The organism is Paraglaciecola algarum, from assembly GCF_021532655.1.
Classification (GTDB): domain Bacteria; phylum Pseudomonadota; class Gammaproteobacteria; order Enterobacterales; family Alteromonadaceae; genus Paraglaciecola; species Paraglaciecola algarum.
The window spans coordinates 154851-175885 of the sequence record NZ_JAKGAS010000006.1 but is presented as its reverse complement, the minus strand read 5'-3'; the positions used below and the strand labels follow the sequence as shown (position 1 = coordinate 175885).

Annotated in this window: 12 protein-coding genes; 6 read left to right on the top strand and 6 right to left on the bottom strand. The window is 39.8% G+C overall.

The window, feature by feature from the left end; genetic code table 11:
• Positions 1 to 7 precede the first annotated feature (7 nt).
• Both L0668_RS12335 and cobB read right to left on the bottom strand, forming a co-directional pair.
• Positions 8 to 652 (bottom strand): LysE family translocator, encoded by a 645-nt coding sequence (locus L0668_RS12335; protein WP_235312940.1) that lies wholly within the window; start codon positions 650 to 652, stop codon positions 8 to 10.
• Positions 646 to 1404, bottom strand: a complete 759-nt coding sequence (gene cobB / locus L0668_RS12330) for a Sir2 family NAD+-dependent deacetylase (RefSeq protein WP_235312939.1) — start codon at positions 1402 to 1404, stop codon at positions 646 to 648. The genes L0668_RS12335 and cobB overlap by 7 nt, the downstream gene beginning before the upstream one ends.
• A gap of 134 nt (positions 1405 to 1538) precedes the next feature.
• On the opposite strand from cobB, the gene L0668_RS12325 reads away from it, so the two are divergent.
• Positions 1539 to 2726 carry a class I SAM-dependent rRNA methyltransferase gene (locus L0668_RS12325; RefSeq protein WP_235312938.1) on the top strand — a complete coding sequence of 396 codons (1188 nt, stop codon included), beginning with the start codon at positions 1539 to 1541 and terminating at the stop codon, positions 2724 to 2726.
• Between the two features lie 88 nt (positions 2727 to 2814).
• On the opposite strand, the gene L0668_RS12320 is transcribed toward L0668_RS12325, so the two are convergent.
• The 3 genes from L0668_RS12320 to L0668_RS12310 all read right to left on the bottom strand — a co-directional run bounded on the left by L0668_RS12320 (position 2815) and on the right by L0668_RS12310 (position 7684).
• Positions 2815 to 3117 carry a PilZ domain-containing protein gene (locus L0668_RS12320; RefSeq protein ID WP_235312937.1) on the bottom strand — a complete coding sequence of 101 codons (303 nt, stop codon included), beginning with the start codon at positions 3115 to 3117 and terminating at the stop codon, positions 2815 to 2817.
• A 75-nt stretch (positions 3118 to 3192) separates the two neighbouring features.
• Positions 3193 to 7104: an ATP-dependent RNA helicase HrpA gene (gene hrpA, locus L0668_RS12315; RefSeq protein WP_235313049.1), complete on the bottom strand. Its 3912-nt coding sequence runs from the start codon at positions 7102 to 7104 to the stop codon at positions 3193 to 3195.
• 160 nt (positions 7105 to 7264) lie between these two features.
• Positions 7265 to 7684: a CBS domain-containing protein gene (locus L0668_RS12310; RefSeq protein ID WP_235312936.1), complete on the bottom strand. Its 420-nt coding sequence runs from the start codon at positions 7682 to 7684 to the stop codon at positions 7265 to 7267.
• 196 nt (positions 7685 to 7880) lie between these two features.
• Between L0668_RS12310 and L0668_RS12305 the strand changes: the two genes are divergently transcribed.
• Positions 7881 to 8672 carry a polysaccharide lyase gene (locus L0668_RS12305; RefSeq protein ID WP_235312935.1) on the top strand — a complete coding sequence of 264 codons (792 nt, stop codon included), beginning with the start codon at positions 7881 to 7883 and terminating at the stop codon, positions 8670 to 8672.
• Between the two features lie 213 nt (positions 8673 to 8885).
• Positions 8886 to 11720: an autotransporter-associated beta strand repeat-containing protein gene (locus L0668_RS12300; protein ID WP_235312934.1), complete on the top strand. Its 2835-nt coding sequence runs from the start codon at positions 8886 to 8888 to the stop codon at positions 11718 to 11720.
• A gap of 295 nt (positions 11721 to 12015) precedes the next feature.
• On the opposite strand, the gene L0668_RS12295 is transcribed toward L0668_RS12300, so the two are convergent.
• Positions 12016 to 15354 carry a glycosyl hydrolase gene (locus L0668_RS12295; RefSeq protein ID WP_235312933.1) on the bottom strand — a complete coding sequence of 1113 codons (3339 nt, stop codon included), beginning with the start codon at positions 15352 to 15354 and terminating at the stop codon, positions 12016 to 12018.
• A gap of 277 nt (positions 15355 to 15631) precedes the next feature.
• On the opposite strand from L0668_RS12295, the gene L0668_RS12290 reads away from it, so the two are divergent.
• Genes L0668_RS12290 through L0668_RS12280 form a run of 3 tightly spaced genes read left to right on the top strand, consistent with a single transcriptional unit; the run spans position 15632 to position 21002 of the window.
• Entirely contained in the window at positions 15632 to 17341 is a 1710-nt protein-coding gene (locus tag L0668_RS12290; protein WP_235312932.1) for a hypothetical protein, read from the top strand.
• Positions 17342 to 17398: 57 nt separating this feature from the next.
• On the top strand, positions 17399 to 19960 hold the full coding sequence (locus tag L0668_RS12285; protein WP_235312931.1) for an endo-acting ulvan lysase-like protein: 2562 nt from the start codon (positions 17399 to 17401) through the stop codon (positions 19958 to 19960).
• A 43-nt stretch (positions 19961 to 20003) separates the two neighbouring features.
• Positions 20004 to 21002 carry a heparin lyase I family protein gene (locus L0668_RS12280; protein ID WP_235312930.1) on the top strand — a complete coding sequence of 333 codons (999 nt, stop codon included), beginning with the start codon at positions 20004 to 20006 and terminating at the stop codon, positions 21000 to 21002.
• The last annotated feature ends 33 nt before the right edge of the window (positions 21003 to 21035 follow it).

Here is a 21035-nt window from a genome sequence, read left to right as displayed (position 1 = left end):
GCGCGGATTATACAGGCATAACTAATTTAATCGCCAACAGAATCAACACTATTCCCATAAATCGATCAAACCAATACCCTTTAGCTGTAATAAATTTTCGTACTTTAAAGGTTGATAAAAAATACGACAAAATACAAAACCAAACTCCTGTGGCTATAGCTAAATATATTCCGTACAAAGCTTTTATTTCATTTGGGGTTGTAGGCGCAATCACCACTGCAAATAGAGATAAAAAAAACAAAGTCGCTTTAGGGTTTAAACCATTTGTTAAAAATCCAACGCTAAAAGCTTTGCTATCTGAAATAACTTGCTGTGCTTCATTAACTAAACCTTCTGTACCCGGGTTTGGAACACTGCTCTTAATCGCTCCCCAGCCTAAATACAATAAATACGCAGCTGCTGCATAACTAAATAATTGAAACAAAATAGGCGTAGTTTTGATCAATAGGCCAATTCCCAATAACGAATAAACCACATGGATTAAAATAGCCACACCTACACCAATACTAGTGAGTATGGCTGCTCGGCGACCATACTGAACGCTATGTTTGAGTACCACAGCAAAATCAGGCCCTGGGCTGGCAACAGCTAATAAGTGTACACCAGCAATGGTTAAAAATTCCACCCAATAAATGTCAAGATTAGTTAACAAGTTGACTTCCCTTTTACATCTATTTGTAATATTTGTTCTACAAATTTAGGTACTAGCTCACTCGCTACACCATAATGTTTTTCTGCAAACTGACTTTGAGCAGAACTCGGCTCTAAATTAAGCTCAACGCTATGTGCCCCATATTGATTAGCTTGATCAACAAAACCTGCAGCAGGATAAACCGTGCCAGAGGTTCCGATAGACAAAAATACATCGGCGTCAAACAACGCATCATCGATGCTTTGCATGTATTTGGGCATTTCACCAAACCAGACAATATCCGGACGTAAAATATTCTTGGGATGACAACAAGTACAACGACTGGTGAGCTCTAAATCACTTTCTATCTTAAAACTATTTTCGGACTTGACACATTTTGCAGACAATAAAGAGCCGTGCATGTGTAACACATTTTGACTTCCCGCTTGTTGATGTAAGTTATCGACATTTTGCGTGACTAAGGTAAATCTATCACCCAAAACTTGTTCGAGTTTAGCTAATGCAAAATGGGCTGAGTTAGGCGTAACCTCTCGACTTAACAACTGTCGGCGTCTTTGATTATAAAAGCGATAAACTAACTGCGGATTGGCAGCAAAACCTTCAGGAGTAGCCACCTCTTGAATAGAATGATTTTCCCATAAACCATTATTGTCTCTAAACGTTTTTAAACCAGACTCAGCTGAAATACCTGCACCGGTTAATACAACTACTTTGAGATTATCTAGACTTTGATTAACAAACTTGGTTAACACTCATACCCTTATGATTTTCACACAGACTTGCCAGTCGGCTATGCTAACAAAATTAGTAGTAAGTGAATAATTCAAACAACAAAATAAAATAAGCTGATGTACAATTACGCTAAATTTACTGAATAAGAAGAACTATGTCTGCTAGCGTCATTCTACAGCCCACCCGAGAAAAATCATTATTACGTCGTCACCCTTGGGTATTTTCTAGAGCCATAGAAAAAACCGTTGGGCGAATGAATAAAGGCGACACGGTAGATGTATTTTCTCATGATGGAAATTGGTTAGGCCGTGGAGCTTGGTCACCAGAGTCTCAGATCCAAGTTAGGATTTGGACTTTTGACCAAAATGAAATTATTGACAATGGTTTCTTTCAAAGAAGAATTGCTATAGCTCAATCCTCAAGAGAAGATTTAATCTCACGTCATGGCCTAACTGGTTATCGCCTGATTGCTGCTGAATCAGATGGCCTTCCAGGCGTGACCATAGATAGATACGACAATGTTCTAGTATGCCAATTGTTGTCAGCGGGTGCAGACAAACACAGAAATAAAATAGTTTGGGCGTTGACCAAACAGTTTCCTGATTGTTCCATTTACGAACGCAGTGACGTGGGCGTGCGCAAGAAAGAAGGCTTAGAGGAAATTACCCAGGTATTACATGGTAACGTACCTGACGAAGTGGTGATTGAAGAAAACGGCGTAAAAATAATTGTGGATGTAAAACAAGGTCACAAAACTGGGTTTTATCTGGATCAAAGAGATAATCGCGCTATTGCTGCTAAATACGCTAAAGACAAAGATGTACTAAATTGTTTTTGTTATACCGGCACGTTCGGTAGTTACGCGTTAGCCGCAGGTGCAAATTCAGTAACAAATTTGGATGTATCTGATTTAGCCTTAACTACTGCCAAACGTAACGTTGAAATTAATGGCCTAGATACCTCAAAATCTGAATTTTTAAACTTAGATGTGTTTCAAGCTCTTAGAGATTTTAAACAACAAGAGAAACACTTTGAGCAGATAATCTTAGATCCACCAAAATTTGTTGATTCTAAATCGTCTTTGAATCGAGCTTGCCGTGGCTACAAAGATATAAACATGTTAGCTATGCAAATCATGAAACCAGGCGGCATTCTAGTAACCTTTAGTTGCTCTGGATTATTATCTTCAGACTTATTTCAAAAGGTTGTGGCCGATGCAGCCCTAGACGCAGGAAGAACCGTACAGTTTATTGAAAGATTAGGACAAGCTGCCGACCATCCGGTAGGTAGTAATTACCCTGAAGGATTTTATTTGAAGGGTCTAGTCTGTAAAGTTTTATAAAAAAACTATTTCAAACTAGTCCAAATAAAAACTACAAAAAACGCGACTTAATAGTCGCGTTTTTTATTGGTTTGTTACTTAATAGAATTTATTTCATTTCTATTATTTCAACACCTACTGAACAACTATTGTCATCAATAGATTCACATCGCACCACCTTAGTATCTGCGGTTAACGAGGGAATTTGAGAGTTTGTTGATTCGATGTAAACGTTTATTAAGGTACCGAGCTCTAGTGAACCCTCATCTAGTTCAAACGACATACCAGAAGCACTGATATCTTTACAAACCGCTTGAGCTGTACGAGTCGATTCATCATCCTTAATTTTGAGTTCACAAACAGAATTAACCATCATACGAAAAAAATTGCGTTTATCATCGTAACCTAACATTTAATGCCTCTTCGTGTTTAAGTTCTACACATGTGTTTATAGGGTGCTGAGAAAATAAAGTCAACGCCTGATTTTTTAAATTTGATCCAAATGATTCAATATTCGTTTTACGGATATGGGAGCAGAAGTACCAAGTTGCTGGGCAAAAAATGATACTTGTAACTCTTGTAATAACCACCTCACCTCTTTTAACCCTTCTGGTTTAGGCATATTAGCCGGTATTTGATTACACTTGGCTTGATAAGCGTGTTCTGCTTTTTCAACATTTAACTGATGTAATTTGTCTTTAGTTGGATCAATCGCCACTTTCTCTAGACGTTTAGCTAAAGCTTTGATGTACCTTTGCCAATCATTTAATTTAGTCACACCTATATCTGCTGCAAAATCCTTATACACCAAAGAATCTAATTGCGCTTTTATATGACCATGGGCATAAATTAAGTTTAACGGTACATTGCCTTTCATCTTCTTTTTGATTTCATGGGCTATGGTTAAACCTACTTCAACCTTTTTAGCCACCTCTAACACAGTGTCATTTATTTCTTGGCGAACAAAATCACTACAGGCTTTAAAGTGCGTTTTATCTCTTATATCGGCATCATGTTGTTCACAATATTGCTGAACAAGCTGATCAACAGCGGCATTAATACAATCATCTATCAAGGCCTTAATTTGGCCAAAAGGATTAAAGTACAGCCCAAGCTTGGCTTTGTTAGGTAATTTATCTTGTAGATACTTTATAGGTGATGGAATAGCCAAAATAATTAACCGTCTTAAACCTAACTTATGGGCTTGCTGGGCGATATGAGCTTGATCAAAAAGCTTAACCCCAACGGTTTTACCTTCATTGACTAGCGCAGGATAGGCTTTTACCTCATAACCCCCAGCCTTATTAATAAACTCTTTTGGTAGTGATTCAATACTCCAATCGGATAAACCAGTTTGTTCTAATTCAGGAGTAGCTACTTTTTGCAGATTTTGTTTCACTTTACCTTGTAGCTTTTGCTGCAACAGATTTAAGTCACGACCCTGGGCGATCACCTGCCCTTTGTTATCCAATACCTTAATATTAAAAATTAAGTGTTTAGGCAGTTTGTCCATAGGCCATTCAGATATCTCTACTTCTTTGCCAGTCATTCTTTTTAGTTTTAAAGAAAGGCTAGGTAAAAACTCTAATGCATTACCTTTTTTGTCTTGGCTTTGAATATCAGCTAAACAGGCATCAGCATAGTTAGGCGCAGGTACAAAGTTACGCCTAAGAGACTTAGGTAAGGCTTTAATTAAGGCGACTATTAATTCATGACGTAAGCCAGGTATTAACCAATCGAGTCCTTGGGTGGTTACCTGATTAAGCAAAGCTAAAGGTACCATTAAACTCACACCATCATCTTCATCTTTAGGATCAAAATGATAAGTGAGACCTAAGGTTAAATTCCCTTGCTTAAAGGTCTCAGGAAAAGAAAACCCATCAATATGATTGGTTGTTTTTTTCAATAAAGCGTTGGGATCAAAATCCAATATCTTAGGGTTATCTTGAGATTGCTTTTTCCACCATTTTTTAAAACTAGCCTCAGAACAGACATGTTCAGGTATTTTTTGAGCATAAAAATCTACTAGGGTTTCTTCATCAACCAGTAAATCTCGTCTACGACTTTTACTTTCTAGGTTTTCAATATCTTCAATTATTTGATGATTATGCTTTAAAAATGCAAAGTTAAGTCTAGTCTCCATGTTGACTAAGGCTTCACGAATAAATATTTCACGGCTGACAACCGGATCAATCAAGCTATAATTTTTTCGCCTTTGACTAACTAACACTAAGCCATACAAGCTGACTTTTTCAAAAGCTTGTACTACCCCTTGTTTTTTTGACCAGTGGGGCTCTGAAAATTCTGATTTAGTTAAATGGCTGGCCAATGATTCGATCCACTCGGGTTCAATTTTAGCAGCTACTCGCCCAAACAAGTGTGCCGTTTCAACTAGTTCAGCCACCATAGTCCATTTGGGTTGTGCCTTAGCTAACCCTGATCCTGGAAAAATCATAAAGCGACTATTTCTAGCGCCAAGGTATTCTCTGTCTTTATCTTTGTTACCAATGTGAGACAACAAACCTGCAGCAATGGCTTGGTGAATAGCTTGATAATCCGCTTCTTGAGAGGAGATCCCAAAGCCTAATTCAGCGATAGACTTTTTAAGTTGACTGACTATGTCTTGCCACTCACGCATGCGCATAAAGTTGATAAAGTGTTTCTTACACCAAGTGCGCAATTGATTTGAAGATAGAGCTTGCTGTTGCTGTTTGAACTCACGCCACAACTGAAAGAAACCTAAAAAGTCAGACTCTTTATTGAAAAAGTCTTCTTGAGCTTGGTCCGCTTGCTGCTTTTTATCTTGCGGCCGTTCTCTAGGATCTTGAATACTTAAGCCGGCCGCGATGATCAATACTTCGTTTAAACTGTTCTGTTTAGCCGCTTCTATCACCATGCGAGCATACCTAGGATCTATGGGTAATCGTGCTAATTGACGACCTAATTTAGATAACTTTTGTCTGCCATGCTTTGAATCATTGGCTAAGTCAATCGCGCCTAACTCTTCAAGCAATTTAAAACCGTCATTGATGGCTCTTGAATCTGGTGGCTGAACAAATGGAAATTGATCAATTTTTCCTAAGCCCAAAGACATCATTTGTAAAATAACTGAAGCTAGATTGGTTCTTAATATTTCAGGATCGGTAAACACATCACGAGCTAAATAGTCTTCTTCAGAATATAAACGAATACAAATACCATTAGATACACGACCACAACGCCCTGCCCTTTGATTGGCAGATGCTTGAGATATGGCTTCAATGGGTAAGCGCTGAACTTTGCTGCGCACGCTGTACCTTGAAATACGCGCTGTGCCTGGATCGATTACATACTTAATGCCAGGTACAGTTAACGAGGTTTCGGCTACGTTTGTGGCTAGTACTATTCTGCGACCAGTATGAGACGCAAACACTTTGTTTTGTTCACTGTTACTTAATCTAGCGTAAAGAGGTAATACTTCAGTATTGCGATACTGCTGTTTATTTAACGCGTCTGCTGTGTCACGTATTTCACGCTCACCACTTAAAAACACCAAAATATCACCACGGGGTTCGGTTAATAACTCATCAACCGCCTCGGTAATGGCCTGAATTTGGTCATATTCCCCACTGTCAATTTCCTTGTAACGCATTTCAACAGGATAAGTTCTACCACTCACCTCTATGACTGGCGCATCATTAAAATGTTTGGAAAATTTTAGAGGGTCAATGGTTGCTGAGGTAATGATAAGTTTTAAATCAGGTCGTCTAGGTAACAACTGTTTTAGGTAACCCAGAATAAAATCAATATTTAGACTACGTTCATGGGCTTCATCAATGATGATAGTGTCGTATTGGTTTAAGAATTTATCTTGCTGGATTTCTGCTAATAAAATCCCGTCTGTCATTAACTTGATATAGGTATTGTCTGATACCTGATCAGAAAAGCGAATTTTAAATCCAACGTTTTGACCAATAGGACTTTTTAATTCTTCGGCAATTCTGTTTGAAACGGTTCTTGCAGCTAATCGCCTAGGTTGTGTATGACCAATTAAGCCTTTTATGCCCCGGCCCAGTTCTAAACATATTTTCGGAATTTGGGTGGTTTTACCTGAACCAGTTTCACCTGCAATTATCACCACTTGGTTAGACTTTATGGCCTGTGCTATTTCATCCTTTTTTTCACTTACCGGTAAATCAGGATATTCAATGTCTGGGCACTGTAACAATCTTGTTTCAGCCAGCGAAGATGACTTTTCCACGTCTACTCCAAGCTTTTGTAAATACTCAGCTTGTTTATCAGGTTCAATCGAGGGGAACCGTCTAATACGAGATTTGAACCTAAAGATGTCTTTCGACATGCAAGACGATACTTGTTCAGATAATTGTTTGATATTCATACTGGGCGTATTGGCATTCATACTGGGCGTGGGCACTGAAGACAAAGATACATGCTCTAATTGAAAAAATGGAAACCTAAAAAGCGATGGAGGATCCTAGAAGAATACAGCCGAAAATACTAGGGGCAAGACCAACTTTATCCGTCAAAGGTCTTTGCCCTTTTTAAGGGTAGTTCCTCAACTAGCCTACTTTTTTATATCCATCATGTAACTGTAAATCAATTGCATGTAATAAAGCAGAACGATTAATAGTCCCGAGTAAATAACCATCATCATCTACTACTGGATATACTTTAGGTTTTTCTACCATCATTCTTTGTGCGAGTTCAATAATTGAAGTATAAGGTTTAATCGACATCACCTGAGTTTGCATTATATCTTTGACCTGAGCGACTTGTTCACGGTAATAACTCGATTCAATCATGCATACAATACAATCTTGTTCCGATAGAAAACCAATCACTTTTCTTTTGTGATCAATTACAGGCCCACCAGATTGTTTCGCTTGTAATAGATGTTCGACCGCTTCAGCCACTGACATATTACTGGTAAAAGTAACTGGACGTAGGTTCATATGGTCATTAACTTTTAAAGATTCCATTTAACTCTCCTAGCTTGATTACAGCTTGTTTGTAATTATTATATTGGCAGAACTGTCAATTCACTGTAGGCATAATTTGACTGCCTCCCATGCTAAAGATAGACACAAAAAGGAACAAGGGCTAATAGCTACGCACTATTTTATAAAGATGTTATAAATAGTTTTGATTTCTAGATTAAATTGGATAGATAACATTATGTTTCCCCCAAAATTAATAGTGAGTTTTTCGGCAGTTTTTACAAGTTTTTATACTTTTTCTGAATCAAAGTTAGAAGTCAATTTTAACAACTCACCAATTGGCCCCTATCAAAAATCAAGCATTGTTAGCGATTGGCCTCAATTAAAGTGGCAGGCTTTATCTCAAAGGGCAGAGATTGTACCCAATGACTCAAACGATCACTCGCTAAAAATCTATTATCCCAAAGGCGCTGTTGGACCGAGTCAAGGTGGAGGACAATTTTTGCTTCCTTTGCAGCCGGCTACAGACTTATGGTTATCCTACCAAGTTAAATTTGATCCTAATTTTGATTTTAGGTTAGGAGGAAAACTACCAGGGTTAACTAGCGGTGGTAGTAAATACACTGGTGGGAACAAACCTACAAAAGGTGAAGGTTGGAGTGCTCGATATATGTGGCGCGAAGATGGTGAAGCTATTATTTACCTATATTATATGGATATGAAGGGTAAATGGGGCGACGATTTAACCTTAGCTGGTTTTCATTTCCAACCGAATGAATGGCACACCTTAGTCCAGCATATTCGTATCAACGACATGCAACAAAGTAATGGTGTATTAGAAGTCTGGATTGATGGAGATAAAAAATTGTCTAAAACTGATCTCAAATTTAGAGCACAAGAAACAGCCATCATTGATAGCTTTTATTTCTCTACTTTTCATGGTGGAAATACCAAAGATTGGGCCCCAAAACACGACAGTTATGCCTACTTTGATAATTTTATTATTAGCAAAACTGCGCTTGTAGAATAAACACTACAGCGATCTTAAAATTTCTAGATTTAACTTAAATTCACCAAATATTTCTACATATGGTGTCCATTTTTTTTACATATATTAAAAAGATAAAACAATTAACCAATTAACCAATTGAAAACTAACCGGTTATTTTTTAGGCGTATTTTTTGCTACAAGATAAAAAAATAAACGCTTTCGTCTTGAAAAGCAACCTAAGGGAAAACCCAAATGGTTTTATGGAAAAAACAAAATAGCCTCACTCCAATAACTCATTCAAATTCAATAAAAAAAATCCCCCAGCCTAAAATAATATCGGCGCTTCTTGCTTCATTATTCATTACAGCAACAGTTCAAGCTGACACGAAAACATGGGTTGGCGCGCGCGATATTAACTGGGCCACTCTCTATTTTTTACCTCCCAACTTTCAGACCAACTGGCAAAATAATGAAATTTTGGTCAACGGGGATAGTATTTCTTTTGATGCGAATTCTAATGCAGCTAGCAACAATAATTATGAAGATATTGACCTTGTCAATATTGAATTCAAATCTTCGTTATCCCAAAGACACAATATAACAGGCAATCAAATTGACCTAAAAGCTATGTCTAACGGAGATGGCATACATAACGACTCAAGTTCAACCCAAAAAATAACTAATACGATAAGTTTGCAAGGTAACAAAGCTATTACTTTTCATACATCGGGTATTTTAGATATGGGAGGTAAAATTACTGATAGGGTTCTATTCGAGCAACTCGTAGAGGATGGAAAAGACACCACCACACTACGCAAGACAGGTAGTGGCGACTTATGGTTGCGTGGTGATAGTGGCACTATGCATGGCGATATAGCTATCGAAAGTGGCACCCTTGTTTTACGTGAGGGAGGTAATTTATCCACCCGTTCCACCATCAATATTTCCGAAGCAGGACGGCTGAATATGCGTCTACAAAGCAATGCATTTGGTGGCTTGGAAGGAGATGGTTACGTTTTATTAGATTATAACGACATGGACGTAGGTGCAAATAACAAGGATACCACTTTTAATGGTCGAATTTCTGGCACTAAGGGCAACCTGATTAAAAGTGGAGACGGTACCCTAACGCTTACGGGCTACAACTCCTTTAGCGGCCTAACCACAGTTAACAGTGGTACTCTTGCCATTAGGAGTGGAGGAAATATAGAAAGCGGATTGGTCGTTAATGGCGGCACATTTGACATTGGTGATGAAACGGAGCGTGTGGCTAGCGTTCAGTTTCTTTCTGGGAGCATAATCGGCAGCGGTTCATTATATTCTGATGATGGTGTGTTTGATCTTCGCGATGGGTACGTAAACGCGGTACTAGCAGGCAATTCGAGTATCCATAAATCTGGAGATGGCAAGGTTGTACTTGGTGGAAATAAGACCTATAGCGGCGGTATTTTTATCAATAAAGGCACCCTTGAGGGCAGTGCAATTAATCTTCGTGGCGATATTTATAATGATGGCAACTTAACCCTTAATCAAGCCGAAGCCGGCCCTTTCACGCATCCCTCAGCCGGACTTTACGCCAATAATATAACGGGCCGCGGCTCTGTTACCAAAACAGGAGCGGGAATATCTCAAATTATAGGTAGTGCTAGTACCTATTCGGGGCAAACTAATGTTGAGCAAGGTACGCTTAATTTTTTGGGGCAAGGTACTAGCTCTGGTTTATCAGGTGTAAGAATTAGCAGTGGCGCAAACGTGCAGGTTGACGGTGATAACACCTTTGCTTACCTCACCGGAGATGGCGATATACGCGTTAAAGCCGGTGATTTGACCATAAACTCAAAAAGATTCTCTATCTATAATGGCGATATCACAGGTAATGGTGGATTAGTAAAATCAGGTAATGCTATTCAAAGATTACTTGGCAACAATAGTTATTATGGCGGCACGGTAATTAATGAAGGCACCCTTGAAGGTAATGCACGAAGCATACAAGGCGACATCGTTAATAATGCCAAACTTATCCTGAATCAATCAAATGATGGTTACTATAATGTGAGTATTTCTGGCAGTGGCTCGGTCAGAAAAAAGGGAAATGGTACTGCTTACCTTACCCATAAAAACAATAGTTATAGCGGCGAAACCAAAATTGATCTTGGAACTATCGCCTTTGATGGTGAAGGTACAAGCTCCGATATGTCAGGCTTGAATATTGGCGGTAGCGCAAGCTTGTCTGTCAAAGGTGACAATACCGTTCGCTACCTCATTGGAGATGGAAAGACCCATATAGAATCGGGTAAATTGACTATCAATAACGATAGTAATTACAGCTATAGTGGTGATATCAGTGGTGCTGGTGGACTAATGAAGTCTGGCAGTGGTACGCAAACACTCAACGGAGAAAACACCTACGCTGGTGATACCACTGTAGTTAATGGCACATTACATATAGGTAGTTCTGGCAGTATCCATAATCAAGGCGTATTTACCCAAGTCAGCGGTCAAACAATTGTTGATGGTACTCTTAAACAAGGAAGCTTTGATATTCAAGGAGGCAGTATTAGTGGTAGCGGCATTGTTAAGGCCAATAAGGTTATCGTTGGCGAAAATGCCAGTATAAACCCGGGGAATTCTCCTGGAACCCTTATTCTAACGGGAGATTTAGACTTAAACGGGACTCTCACGACAGAAATATACAGTGCTTCTGTACATGATATGTTATTTGTTGAAGGTATCCTTGCTTTAACAGATACCAGCAATTTCGACTTTATGTTTGACAATAATTATCAAGTCTCGGATGGCGATTCCTTTAAGTTCTTGAATGCGTTCAATTTTGATTTTGGCACAGCACTAAACTTTGATGATTGGTTTGATATGGACGCATTCTCAGTAGATGGACTAGCTGCTGGGATTGACTGGTCTATTACATATTTTGATGGTTCGGGTCTACAAGAATCCAGCTATATGTCTTTGTTACTGTCCGATAACCGCAGCACAGGTTCAACAGGAGTGTCAGCCCCTGGCACTTTGGTCATTTTAGCATTAGGCTTGTTGGGAATTTTACGCCGTAAACACCTTTCGGTGCATTAACAACCTCTGTGATATAAAAAACGTGATGTTCTGAATTTCAGTAACATCACGTTTGTAACTAATAGGGGCGAGCAGAAACAGCCTGCGCTTCAGGGTGCTGAATAATGGCCACCGAATTACCTATGGCGTTATCGTTAAAATAATCGACTCTACCTTCAGCAATTTTATGACACTGCACTTATACTTCTGCCTTTAAAAGCGAAAAACAAGATCAGCCAAGTGTATTTTCTAACCTTTATTTGCATCATGTTTCAAATTTAAACCTATCTGTGATCTTAAAAGTATTAAGTGACTATTAATAAATTAAACGCACTGGCCCTAACAACCCAGATGTTTGTAGGACTTTTAATTTTTCTTTCGCGAAGAAGTTAAACCCTGTAAAAGTCACACGTTCACTTTTAGGTGGCTTTTGATTGGCATTTAGCCAAGGCACTGTGTCGCCCACCATGCTGTAACCACTGGTATCAGGTAATGCTTCATCACCAATTAAACGATTCGTCCAAGTGTTTGTCACCGCCACTTCAAGCTTATTTTCACCTACAATTAACGCGCTGCTAATATCTAAAGCAAATGGTGGTTTCCATAAGGTCGCTAGCTTTTTACCGTTTAAGGTCACCTCGGCAATTTGCTGCACCTCGCCTAAATCTAGATAGATAGGCTTTTTGCTGGCTACTTGTGCTTGGCTTAGGGTAAAGGTTTTTCCATACTTGGCAGTGCCCGAATAGTGTTTAATCCCTTCTTCAGAACGACTGCTCCAATCTTGTAATTCATCAAAAGTAACCAAGCCAGGACCAGTCCATGCTGGATCAAATTCAACTGACCAAGGGCCGGTTAATTCACTTATCAGTGCTTCGTTGTCACTGTTTTGGTATATGTCTTTAACCAGTTGTGAGTGCGTGCCGTTGTAGATTGGTGTTTTATTATCACGACGGATCAAAATAAAGCGACTAGCGTAAGGTTCAAGGACTAAATCAAAAGTAATACGATTGCCTTCACCGCGATAATTTTGGACTTGTTCAATGGTGCCATCGGTATTATTCCAAATTTCGGGGATGCCATTGCCATCTCTAATATCAACAGTGATTTGCCTAAACTCAGGCTTTTCACTATGGAAGAAGTATAAATCGTTACCTTCAACACGGCGTTTAGCAAACACCTTCACCGGTTCGTCATTGATTATTAAATCAGGCTGTAATTGCAACTGCTTAATGGTTTCTTCAAGACTAGCGTTACTCACAAAGCCTTTTTGGAATGCTTTGATGGTATTTGGCGCTTCTGCCCAAAGTTCATCCGCAATTTGTTTAAATTCTGTTTTGTCTTTCCATTCACTAAACCCAATCACCTCGTTTGGTTTAATACCAATCACGGTTGCACCAGCGGCCACTAAGGCTTGTATGCGTTTTAACGTTTTGTGGTGCAAGTAATCCGTTCTGGTTAAATATAAGGCTTTATAACGCGTACCTTCGGGCAGCACTAACCAGCCATCTTTTACGCTGAGTCGATTCAGTAATACATCTGTGTTAGTAAAGTCATAACCAAAACCAGCAGGTATTTTAACATTGCTGCCACCACGTACTGGCGCCACATCACCTAGGTGCACTAAAAAGTCAGCATCTGGCACGCCTTGTTGTAATAAATAAGATCCACGAGCTAAATACTTAAACCACGAAGCGCCACCGTTATACCACCAGGTTTGGGTGCGATCGAAATGCGAGCCGATCGAGTCCATGGTCATGCCAGGTTTAATATGGTTATTCGGTTGATGGGCAAATCGGTGGAACATGGTTTCGTTTATACCCCGTGCCCACATATGATCACCATGGTGTTTATAATAATAAGGGTGACCTTTCCAGTTTATGGTATTAATTGAGGTAAAAGATTCCGCTGAAATGATTTTTTTACCATAGATATGACCCGATGAAATAGCAGCACTGGTGCGGCCATGATAAATTTGATTAGGATCCCCCCAAGGAGATTTAACCCAAAACTCCCCCATTAAGCGATCAGCTTTGCCCCCTGACGCCAACTCATCAAATGGCCCCCAGCCATAAGGTTCAATGTATGACTCTAAGCCATATTGTTTGGTGAGACGGGTAAATTCACCAAAGTAATTTTCAACCATAAGATCTGATAAATGCTGGCGAAACTCTTGTAATATGGCGCCTGAATGTTCGGGGGATTCAACTACGCGGCCGGTTAACAGCGGTAACCATTGAATTAAATCGTAATCAAATTTTTGCTTGAATGTTTCTTCAATACCTTTAGTCCAGTTTTGTCCACCCACTTCATAACTGTCAATTTCAGTAGTTTTAAGTGAATTAATGCCTTGTGCTTTGGCTTTTTTAACGAGTTTGCCAACGTACTGCTCAAAGTGAAATTGCAAGGCTTTAGGATCAAATTTATCTACTTCTAAGCCTTCACCTTCTACAGTTGCTGGCACATTAAACGCCCCAGTACTGGTGTAACCAAAACGTAAAATTCGCCAATCACCTTTGGGAAGTTTTATTCCATCTTTTGGTAGCTCACCGCGATTTAACACTAATACATCTTTTGCTTGGGTTATAGCTTGCGCTGGCACTTGGGGGGTTAGACTTAAACGTCCTCGCTCCATAGCGTTCATTGAAAACCAATTATCAAATCTTGGCACTGACCAAAAGTCGAAACGTTTAAGGGTAATAGGTTTGTCAAATACCAAGCGGAAATACTTGGCTTTATAACCATCATTTTTATCACTCACCAATTGCGGACTAAATGCCCACAATCTTGCGCCAGGACGAGGGCGTCTTAGCTTTTCAACCACAGTGGTAAAATGAATGCCATCATCTGAAATTTGTAACGCAGCATCGCCATGACGATCAGGGGTTTCAATATGCAAGCTACGCAGCGGCGTTACTTCATCAACCTCTATTTGTACCCAATACTCTTTGTCTTTATCGCTTTTAGGTGTCTGCGGAGCATCAAAGCTGTCTGTATTTTGCTCTTCGCTAAAACTGAATACAGTGTCCCAGTCGTTATCTGTTAAAGTTGAAGTATCGAGGTTTGGATTAGAACTGGTGATTTTAGCGTTGGCAAAAGCGTTACTTTGGTTATATTGATTGGCTGGTAAGGCGATAACCGCCACGTCACGATAAAACTGTTCATAAAACCCAGGTTGTGGTGGTATGTAGTTTTGGTTACCCTCTTGACTTATTTGCACCGCTTGTTCAGACCAAGTAATACGTTTCATCGACATTTCTGGTGTAACCCAAGGCCCACCACTTGAGGTCCAACCATCAGCATTGTGAATACCAAATTCAATGTCGTTTTTGTCAGCTTCTGCTGCGGCATGTACTAAGGTGTCGATAAACTCATCGGTATTGAATCGAACAGGCCCTCTTGATGAATAAGGCATATTACGTCTATGCACATGGAAAAATATCGCGCCACCAATACCAACATCTTTCATGGCTTTAAAGTCTTCGCTGAAACCCGGCTTACTCAAATTACCGTTCATGGCATGCATCCAGGTTTTTGGTAAGTACCTTGACGCTGGGTTTTCAAACCCCTGTTTAGAAAACGTCTCAGCATTTGCACTTGCCAAATTGCAGATTAAGAACATTGCGGCTGTAGATGCAACTTGTATTTTCGTTACCATATTTTTATCACCGTAAAATATTTTCTATAATTTTGAGTCTAATAACCCCATAAATCACATAATTATGCAGGGCTAATAGGAAGAGCCACTCTGAAATTGATACCCTATTCTTAGTTGCTTTAAATATATTAGTTAACAACTCAACAAAACAATAACAACCACCTATAATCATTTACAATCACCAAATAGTCAAATACAATCCCCAAAATTAAAAGTAAACCCTTCCCTCTTGATTTGGCATTAGGTGCATAGGGTTATCAAAATAGGAATGTCTATCTTGCATACAAGCCAGCCTCAAACATTGCACCTTAAGCGCTTTTTAAAAACGATATTCACTGTATTGATGACGACAGGTGTTATGTCTGCTGCGGCGAGTTCGCCTTTAAATCAATCTACAGACTCAGTAACAAAGATGAGTAAAGAGCAATACCTAGCAAAAAGGTCAGTGCTTATTTCAAAATATTCCGTCCAAGACAAGGTGTTCTCTGCGTTACAAGGACAAGTCAAACCCAATGATCTAACCAGCAGTGAACATTGGAAATGGCGCATAGATCAGTACCTGTATGGTCAATATCCTGAGTTCCAAAGCATTTATGATGCCTTTACTCAGGGCAAAACATTCCAGCAAATTTATAATTTACCAGCAGAAGACTTAAGCTCTAAAAATGAATTGTCTGCTAAAAATCCACCTGCATTACCAAAAGGTTACTTTACTGACAATCTACAAGGTAACCCTCACCGGGGTGATCATTATGTGTCTAATGGTAAGGTGCATATTACTTATCAAGGCGATTTAACCGACCCATACATTACCAGTTTTGATCTTAAAACTCACAATTGGGACGGCCCATATAAAGCGGCTGAAAGTACGCTTTCAAAAGGTGGACGTAAAATAGATAGTCACGGCCGGCCGATCATTGAACAAGACAGCAAAGGGCACTTTCATATTGTGTATGGTGGCCATGGCGGCGAACGTGAAGATGGCCTTAATCCACTTTCAATAGATACCCCTCATGCTGGCGGCAGAATGTTACATGCCGTGTCTGAAAAGCCCAATGACATCTCAAAATTTGTGCTGGTTAACGACATCAGCCCCTTTGCGTCTTATACCAAAAGTTTCACAATGGCTAACGGTGACATTTACTTATTCACCCGCGCCGGCACCCACAAATCACCATGGGTATTTTATAAAATGAAAAGTAGCGAACAACACTTTCAAGCGCCTGTGATCATTACTTGGCCAACACCACAAAAAGACGATCCGATCAAAGTGGACACTTTTTACATTACGCCATTAAAAATATCCGATACAGAAATAGCCATTAGCTCTTTATGGCACGAATGTAATTTCCTCGAATATCACGATAAAACGACCTATAGCCGTATTAATGCTTACTACATGAAGCTTGATACAACAAACGATACCTTTTACAACGCGCAAAACGAAAAGTTATCTCTACCTATAACCTTAGCTAGTGCTAATAAACATACCTTAGCCTTTGACTCAACCCAGCGTGAAGAAACGCCTTTTGGCACTGTACCGCTTATTTTAGAAAACAAAACCCCGGCACTGGCCTATGAAGCCCGCACTAAAGATTATCGAGAGTGGCGTATGGTGGCCCTTAAAAATGGCCAGTGGCAACATAGTCTACCTATGCCTGGCACTGAACAGCGAATTGTCAGGGATCACAAAAAACGTGAGATAAAGCAGGTTCAAAGTTTAGAAGTGATTGACCACAGCAGCGCTGTGGTGACCTACAAAAATAAACAAGGCCATACCGTCTTTGCCACCGCCAAAAGAGTGAGTGATACGCAGCAAATATGGCAACTTGATAAAACGCATTTGAGTCTAGCCAACAGCCGAATTCAAATAGAAGCAGTAAGAGACAACACAAATAAGACTGTTGCAGTGGTACTTAATGTCAAAAAAGGCACAGCGCAACGCTTATATTTATGGCACGACGGTCAGTTTCACAGTAAATACTAAAACAAAAATATGTTGTTAACGCGAGTGAGCAACAACTTAATAATTTAAGGCGTTAGCATGTTAATCACAAAAGATATAAAACCTTGGTTCAGTTTAGTTAAAACGGCAGTAGGTATCTGCTGCTTGAGCTTTTCAACCTTAGCCTTGTCATCATCAAGTCAGGCAGCAGAAATTGAACGACCGTCAATCTGGGTTAAAAACTCTGAACGAGCAGCTATTTTAGAAAAAATACAAAGCGAACCATGGGCTAAATCTTTATTTGATGAGCTTAAAAAACGGGCTGATTTAGTTGCAGTTCAAGGTAATAAAAAACGCCGTAATAGCTTAGAAGCGTTGCCACTAATTTGGTTTGAAGATAAATCATTGCCCCCTGTTTTACCCACCTTTCGCCATAAAGATGGGGGCAGTAAAGAACAATTAACCCAAGTGGTTAAAACACTGCAAGACGGTGTAGATTGTGGGGTATTATATTATCTCACCCAAGAAACAAAATATGCCACTTGTGGTTCGGATATTCTCTTTACCTATATTAACGCCCTCAAACAAATGAAAGTGCATAAAGACGGGGCAATGAATTCTGGCTGGATGTTTCCCACCGACCACTTATACGAAGCCCGGGTGATTGGCGCTCAATTACCCATTATTTACGATTTTGTTGCTCCTTATTTAAACTCAGGCGGTCAAGTGTACGACTTGGCCTCAGCCAAACTCACCAACTTTGACTTTCCTACCGCCCAAGGCGTGTTTGGTACTTATGTCTGGTTAGCGCTTAACAAAGGTTTATTAGATTCAAACTGGCCGGTTTTAGAGTCGTCCAGCTTAGTCCATAATATTTTGGCCCTTGATGATAGCCAACAGATTCAAAAGTTTATCCCCTACTACACCCATATCGACACAAAAAACCAAGCGTCACTAAAAAAGGTCGCCCAGCATTTTGTAAACAAAGGTGATATTTGGCCTGAATCATTCCAATACTCACGCCATGTTGCTGGTTTTACCGTGTATTTGATGACCTTATTAGATCGGTACGATCCATCCTTAAAACTAGGTGCAAAATACCCGAATATTCCAGGAGCTTTTACCTCCTATTACAATTTGGAGTACCCAAATGACGAGTCACCTTATATCGGTGATGGCCACCGCACTTATAAAATTGATTATGCTGATTTAGAAAATTCTTTATTATTAGCTAAGTTAAATAACAATAAGCAACAAGAAGAGTATTTTACTACTTACTTAGCATCTAGCATCAAAAGTGGTTTATATGATCGTGGCCATTTACATAGTCGTTCTTACGGTGCAAGCCCCTACTTTAGCCCATTGCAGTTATTATGGTCGGTGAACAAAATTCAAAGTAAGACCGAAATGGATGTTACCCCGCCTCGGCCTCGTACTACCCGCTTAGAGTTTGCTGGTATGAATATTCAGCGAAATATCAGTAAAAAAGATCCAGTCAAAAATAGCTTAATGGCCTTTGTTGCAGGTGGCTCTTATATTCATGGTCATGCCTCAGGTATGGATATGGAACTCTATGGCCAAGGCCATGTATTGGGTGTCGACGGTGGTAAAGGTACCTATCGAACCGACATCCATGAAAACTACTACCGCTTGTTTTCGGCCCATAACACAGTTATTAGTAATGGTGCCTCTGCCTCCAAAGGTGATTGGATTAATCTGGGTATTAACCGGGTGAAATCTGAATTGATGGAACCTGCTGCCGGTGATGCTGGCGTATCGCCTAAGCATTCGTTTTCAACCTCCTCGTTTTTTGATGAATATAACTTAGTGGCGCCAGCTCAACATGAAAGAACCTTAGCATTAATTAAACTTGATGAAACTAAAGGGTATTACCTTGATATTTTCAGAGCTAAAAGTAACACCCCAAACCAATACCACGACTATGTTTACCATAACATTGGAGACAAGCTAAGCATCACCTCGAACAATCAAGGGGTTGATTTAGTTGCTGATCCAGATCGTTATCAAGACTCGGCTAAATTGCAGTGGATAACCACAGGGCAAAGAGGATACAAACACCCAGGTTGGCACTTTTTTGATGAAGTCAAAACTAAAAGTAGATCAGATCAGCAATACGAAGCGACCTTCACAGCGAGTAAACTTGGCGATAAAAACATTTCAATGCGCGCCTTAATTCCGGCTGGTTTAGATATTGAAATTAGCCAAGTAAAAGCCCCAAAAGCTTATGGGGGCTCAGCGCCTTACAATAAAAAACCGCTACCTACCTTTTTATTGCGACATCAAGGTGAAGCTTGGAATAATCCATATGCAGTGGCATACGAGTCAATCACAGAAGGTGAAAACTACGCCATCCAAAGCGTAGAACGCATTCAGGTTAACGGTGTATTTAAAGGGGTTAAAGTAGGCATTAAACTTTCTGGTAAATCATTAACCCAATACATTTTAACCCAAGAGAATGGCCAAGAGCGATACCAAGACAAAAAGCTAGGAATCGACTTTACCGGCCGCTTTGCGATTGTCACCCTTGATCACAAACAACAGCCAACCGAAATGTACTTAGGCAATGGCAGCTACCTGCTTTATAAGCAACACAAAGTAACGGCAAACCCTAAGACTAATAGCGGATATTTGAAGTTATAAACTTCTTGTCTCAAAAGACAATAAATAAAAAGGTTACTTGAAAATGTATAAAAACATAATTGCGTTTACTGTTATAGCTCTGGCAATAACAGCCTGTGCTAACGGCGAAAAAAATAAAATTGCAGAAAAAACCACGGATATAGAAACTCAACATTACCCTGTAGGTGCGAGCATAGCAGGCAATAACCCAATTGAGCGTATTACACCGTTATCAAGTGAATCCTTTGAAGGCGGTGGCTGGAATGCAGGTAGACTATACGCCACCTTCCACCCCGGGCATGATGCTAGTCTGCCGAAAAATTTCCGTTTTACCCAGTTTCAAGGGCCCCACTCTTTTGTAGCCGAAAATAACATCACACGTTTAGGTAATTATTCAGCAAAATTACATTGGAAACACGGCAACCCAGCTAAATGGAATCGTGATCCAAATAAGTTAGATAACGAAGATCGCAAAGCCATGCTGCATGGTAGTAATGCCAGTAGCATCACAGCAACGGTATGGCATGGTTTCAGTGTTTACTTCCCAAGTGAACATACCAAACTTACTGATAAACAAGACCCGCTATTTTTCCAACTACATGGCGCACCCGATAAAACCGCAGATGATAAAGAGCCCGGCCGAAATCCGCCATTAGCACTGACTATTACCAATCAAGGTTTTGATATAGGTTATGGCTGGGACGCAAGAAAGTTTGCCAAAGATACAGGTGGTCAAGGCCGAGATAAATTCACTGTTCCGGTTAACATTGCTGACTACAAAGACAAGTGGGTAGATTTTGTCTTGGAAGTGCGTGCAAATCCTTTTGCAGAAAAAGGGTATATCAAGATGTGGATCAACGGTAAACAAGTGGCTAACCGTACTAATATTCAACTTGGATATAATGATGACAAAGGCCTTTACCCTTCTTGGGGTTGGTATCAAACAGGCAAACATAACTCGGGGCGAGATTCAGATATGATCCTTTATTTAGATGAAATTCGCCACGTAGAACATCTTGATGCCAACTACTATGATGTTGCGCCAGGCTTTTTTGCCAAGTAACAAACAATATTTTAAATAGCGATTTAATGACAA

Coding starts and splice junctions, on each gene's coding strand:
- L0668_RS12325 (WP_235312938.1), top strand. CDS start 1,539: ATGTCTGCTAGCGTCATTCTACAGCCCACCCGAGAAAAATCATTATTA.
- L0668_RS12320 (WP_235312937.1), bottom strand. CDS start 3,117: ATGTTAGGTTACGATGATAAACGCAATTTTTTTCGTATGATGGTTAAT.
- hrpA (WP_235313049.1), bottom strand. CDS start 7,104: ATGAATGCCAATACGCCCAGTATGAATATCAAACAATTATCTGAACAA.
- L0668_RS12310 (WP_235312936.1), bottom strand. CDS start 7,684: ATGGAATCTTTAAAAGTTAATGACCATATGAACCTACGTCCAGTTACT.
- L0668_RS12305 (WP_235312935.1), top strand. CDS start 7,881: ATGTTTCCCCCAAAATTAATAGTGAGTTTTTCGGCAGTTTTTACAAGT.
- L0668_RS12300 (WP_235312934.1), top strand. CDS start 8,886: ATGGTTTTATGGAAAAAACAAAATAGCCTCACTCCAATAACTCATTCA.
- L0668_RS12295 (WP_235312933.1), bottom strand. CDS start 15,354: ATGGTAACGAAAATACAAGTTGCATCTACAGCCGCAATGTTCTTAATC.
- L0668_RS12285 (WP_235312931.1), top strand. CDS start 17,399: ATGTTAATCACAAAAGATATAAAACCTTGGTTCAGTTTAGTTAAAACG.
- L0668_RS12280 (WP_235312930.1), top strand. CDS start 20,004: ATGTATAAAAACATAATTGCGTTTACTGTTATAGCTCTGGCAATAACA.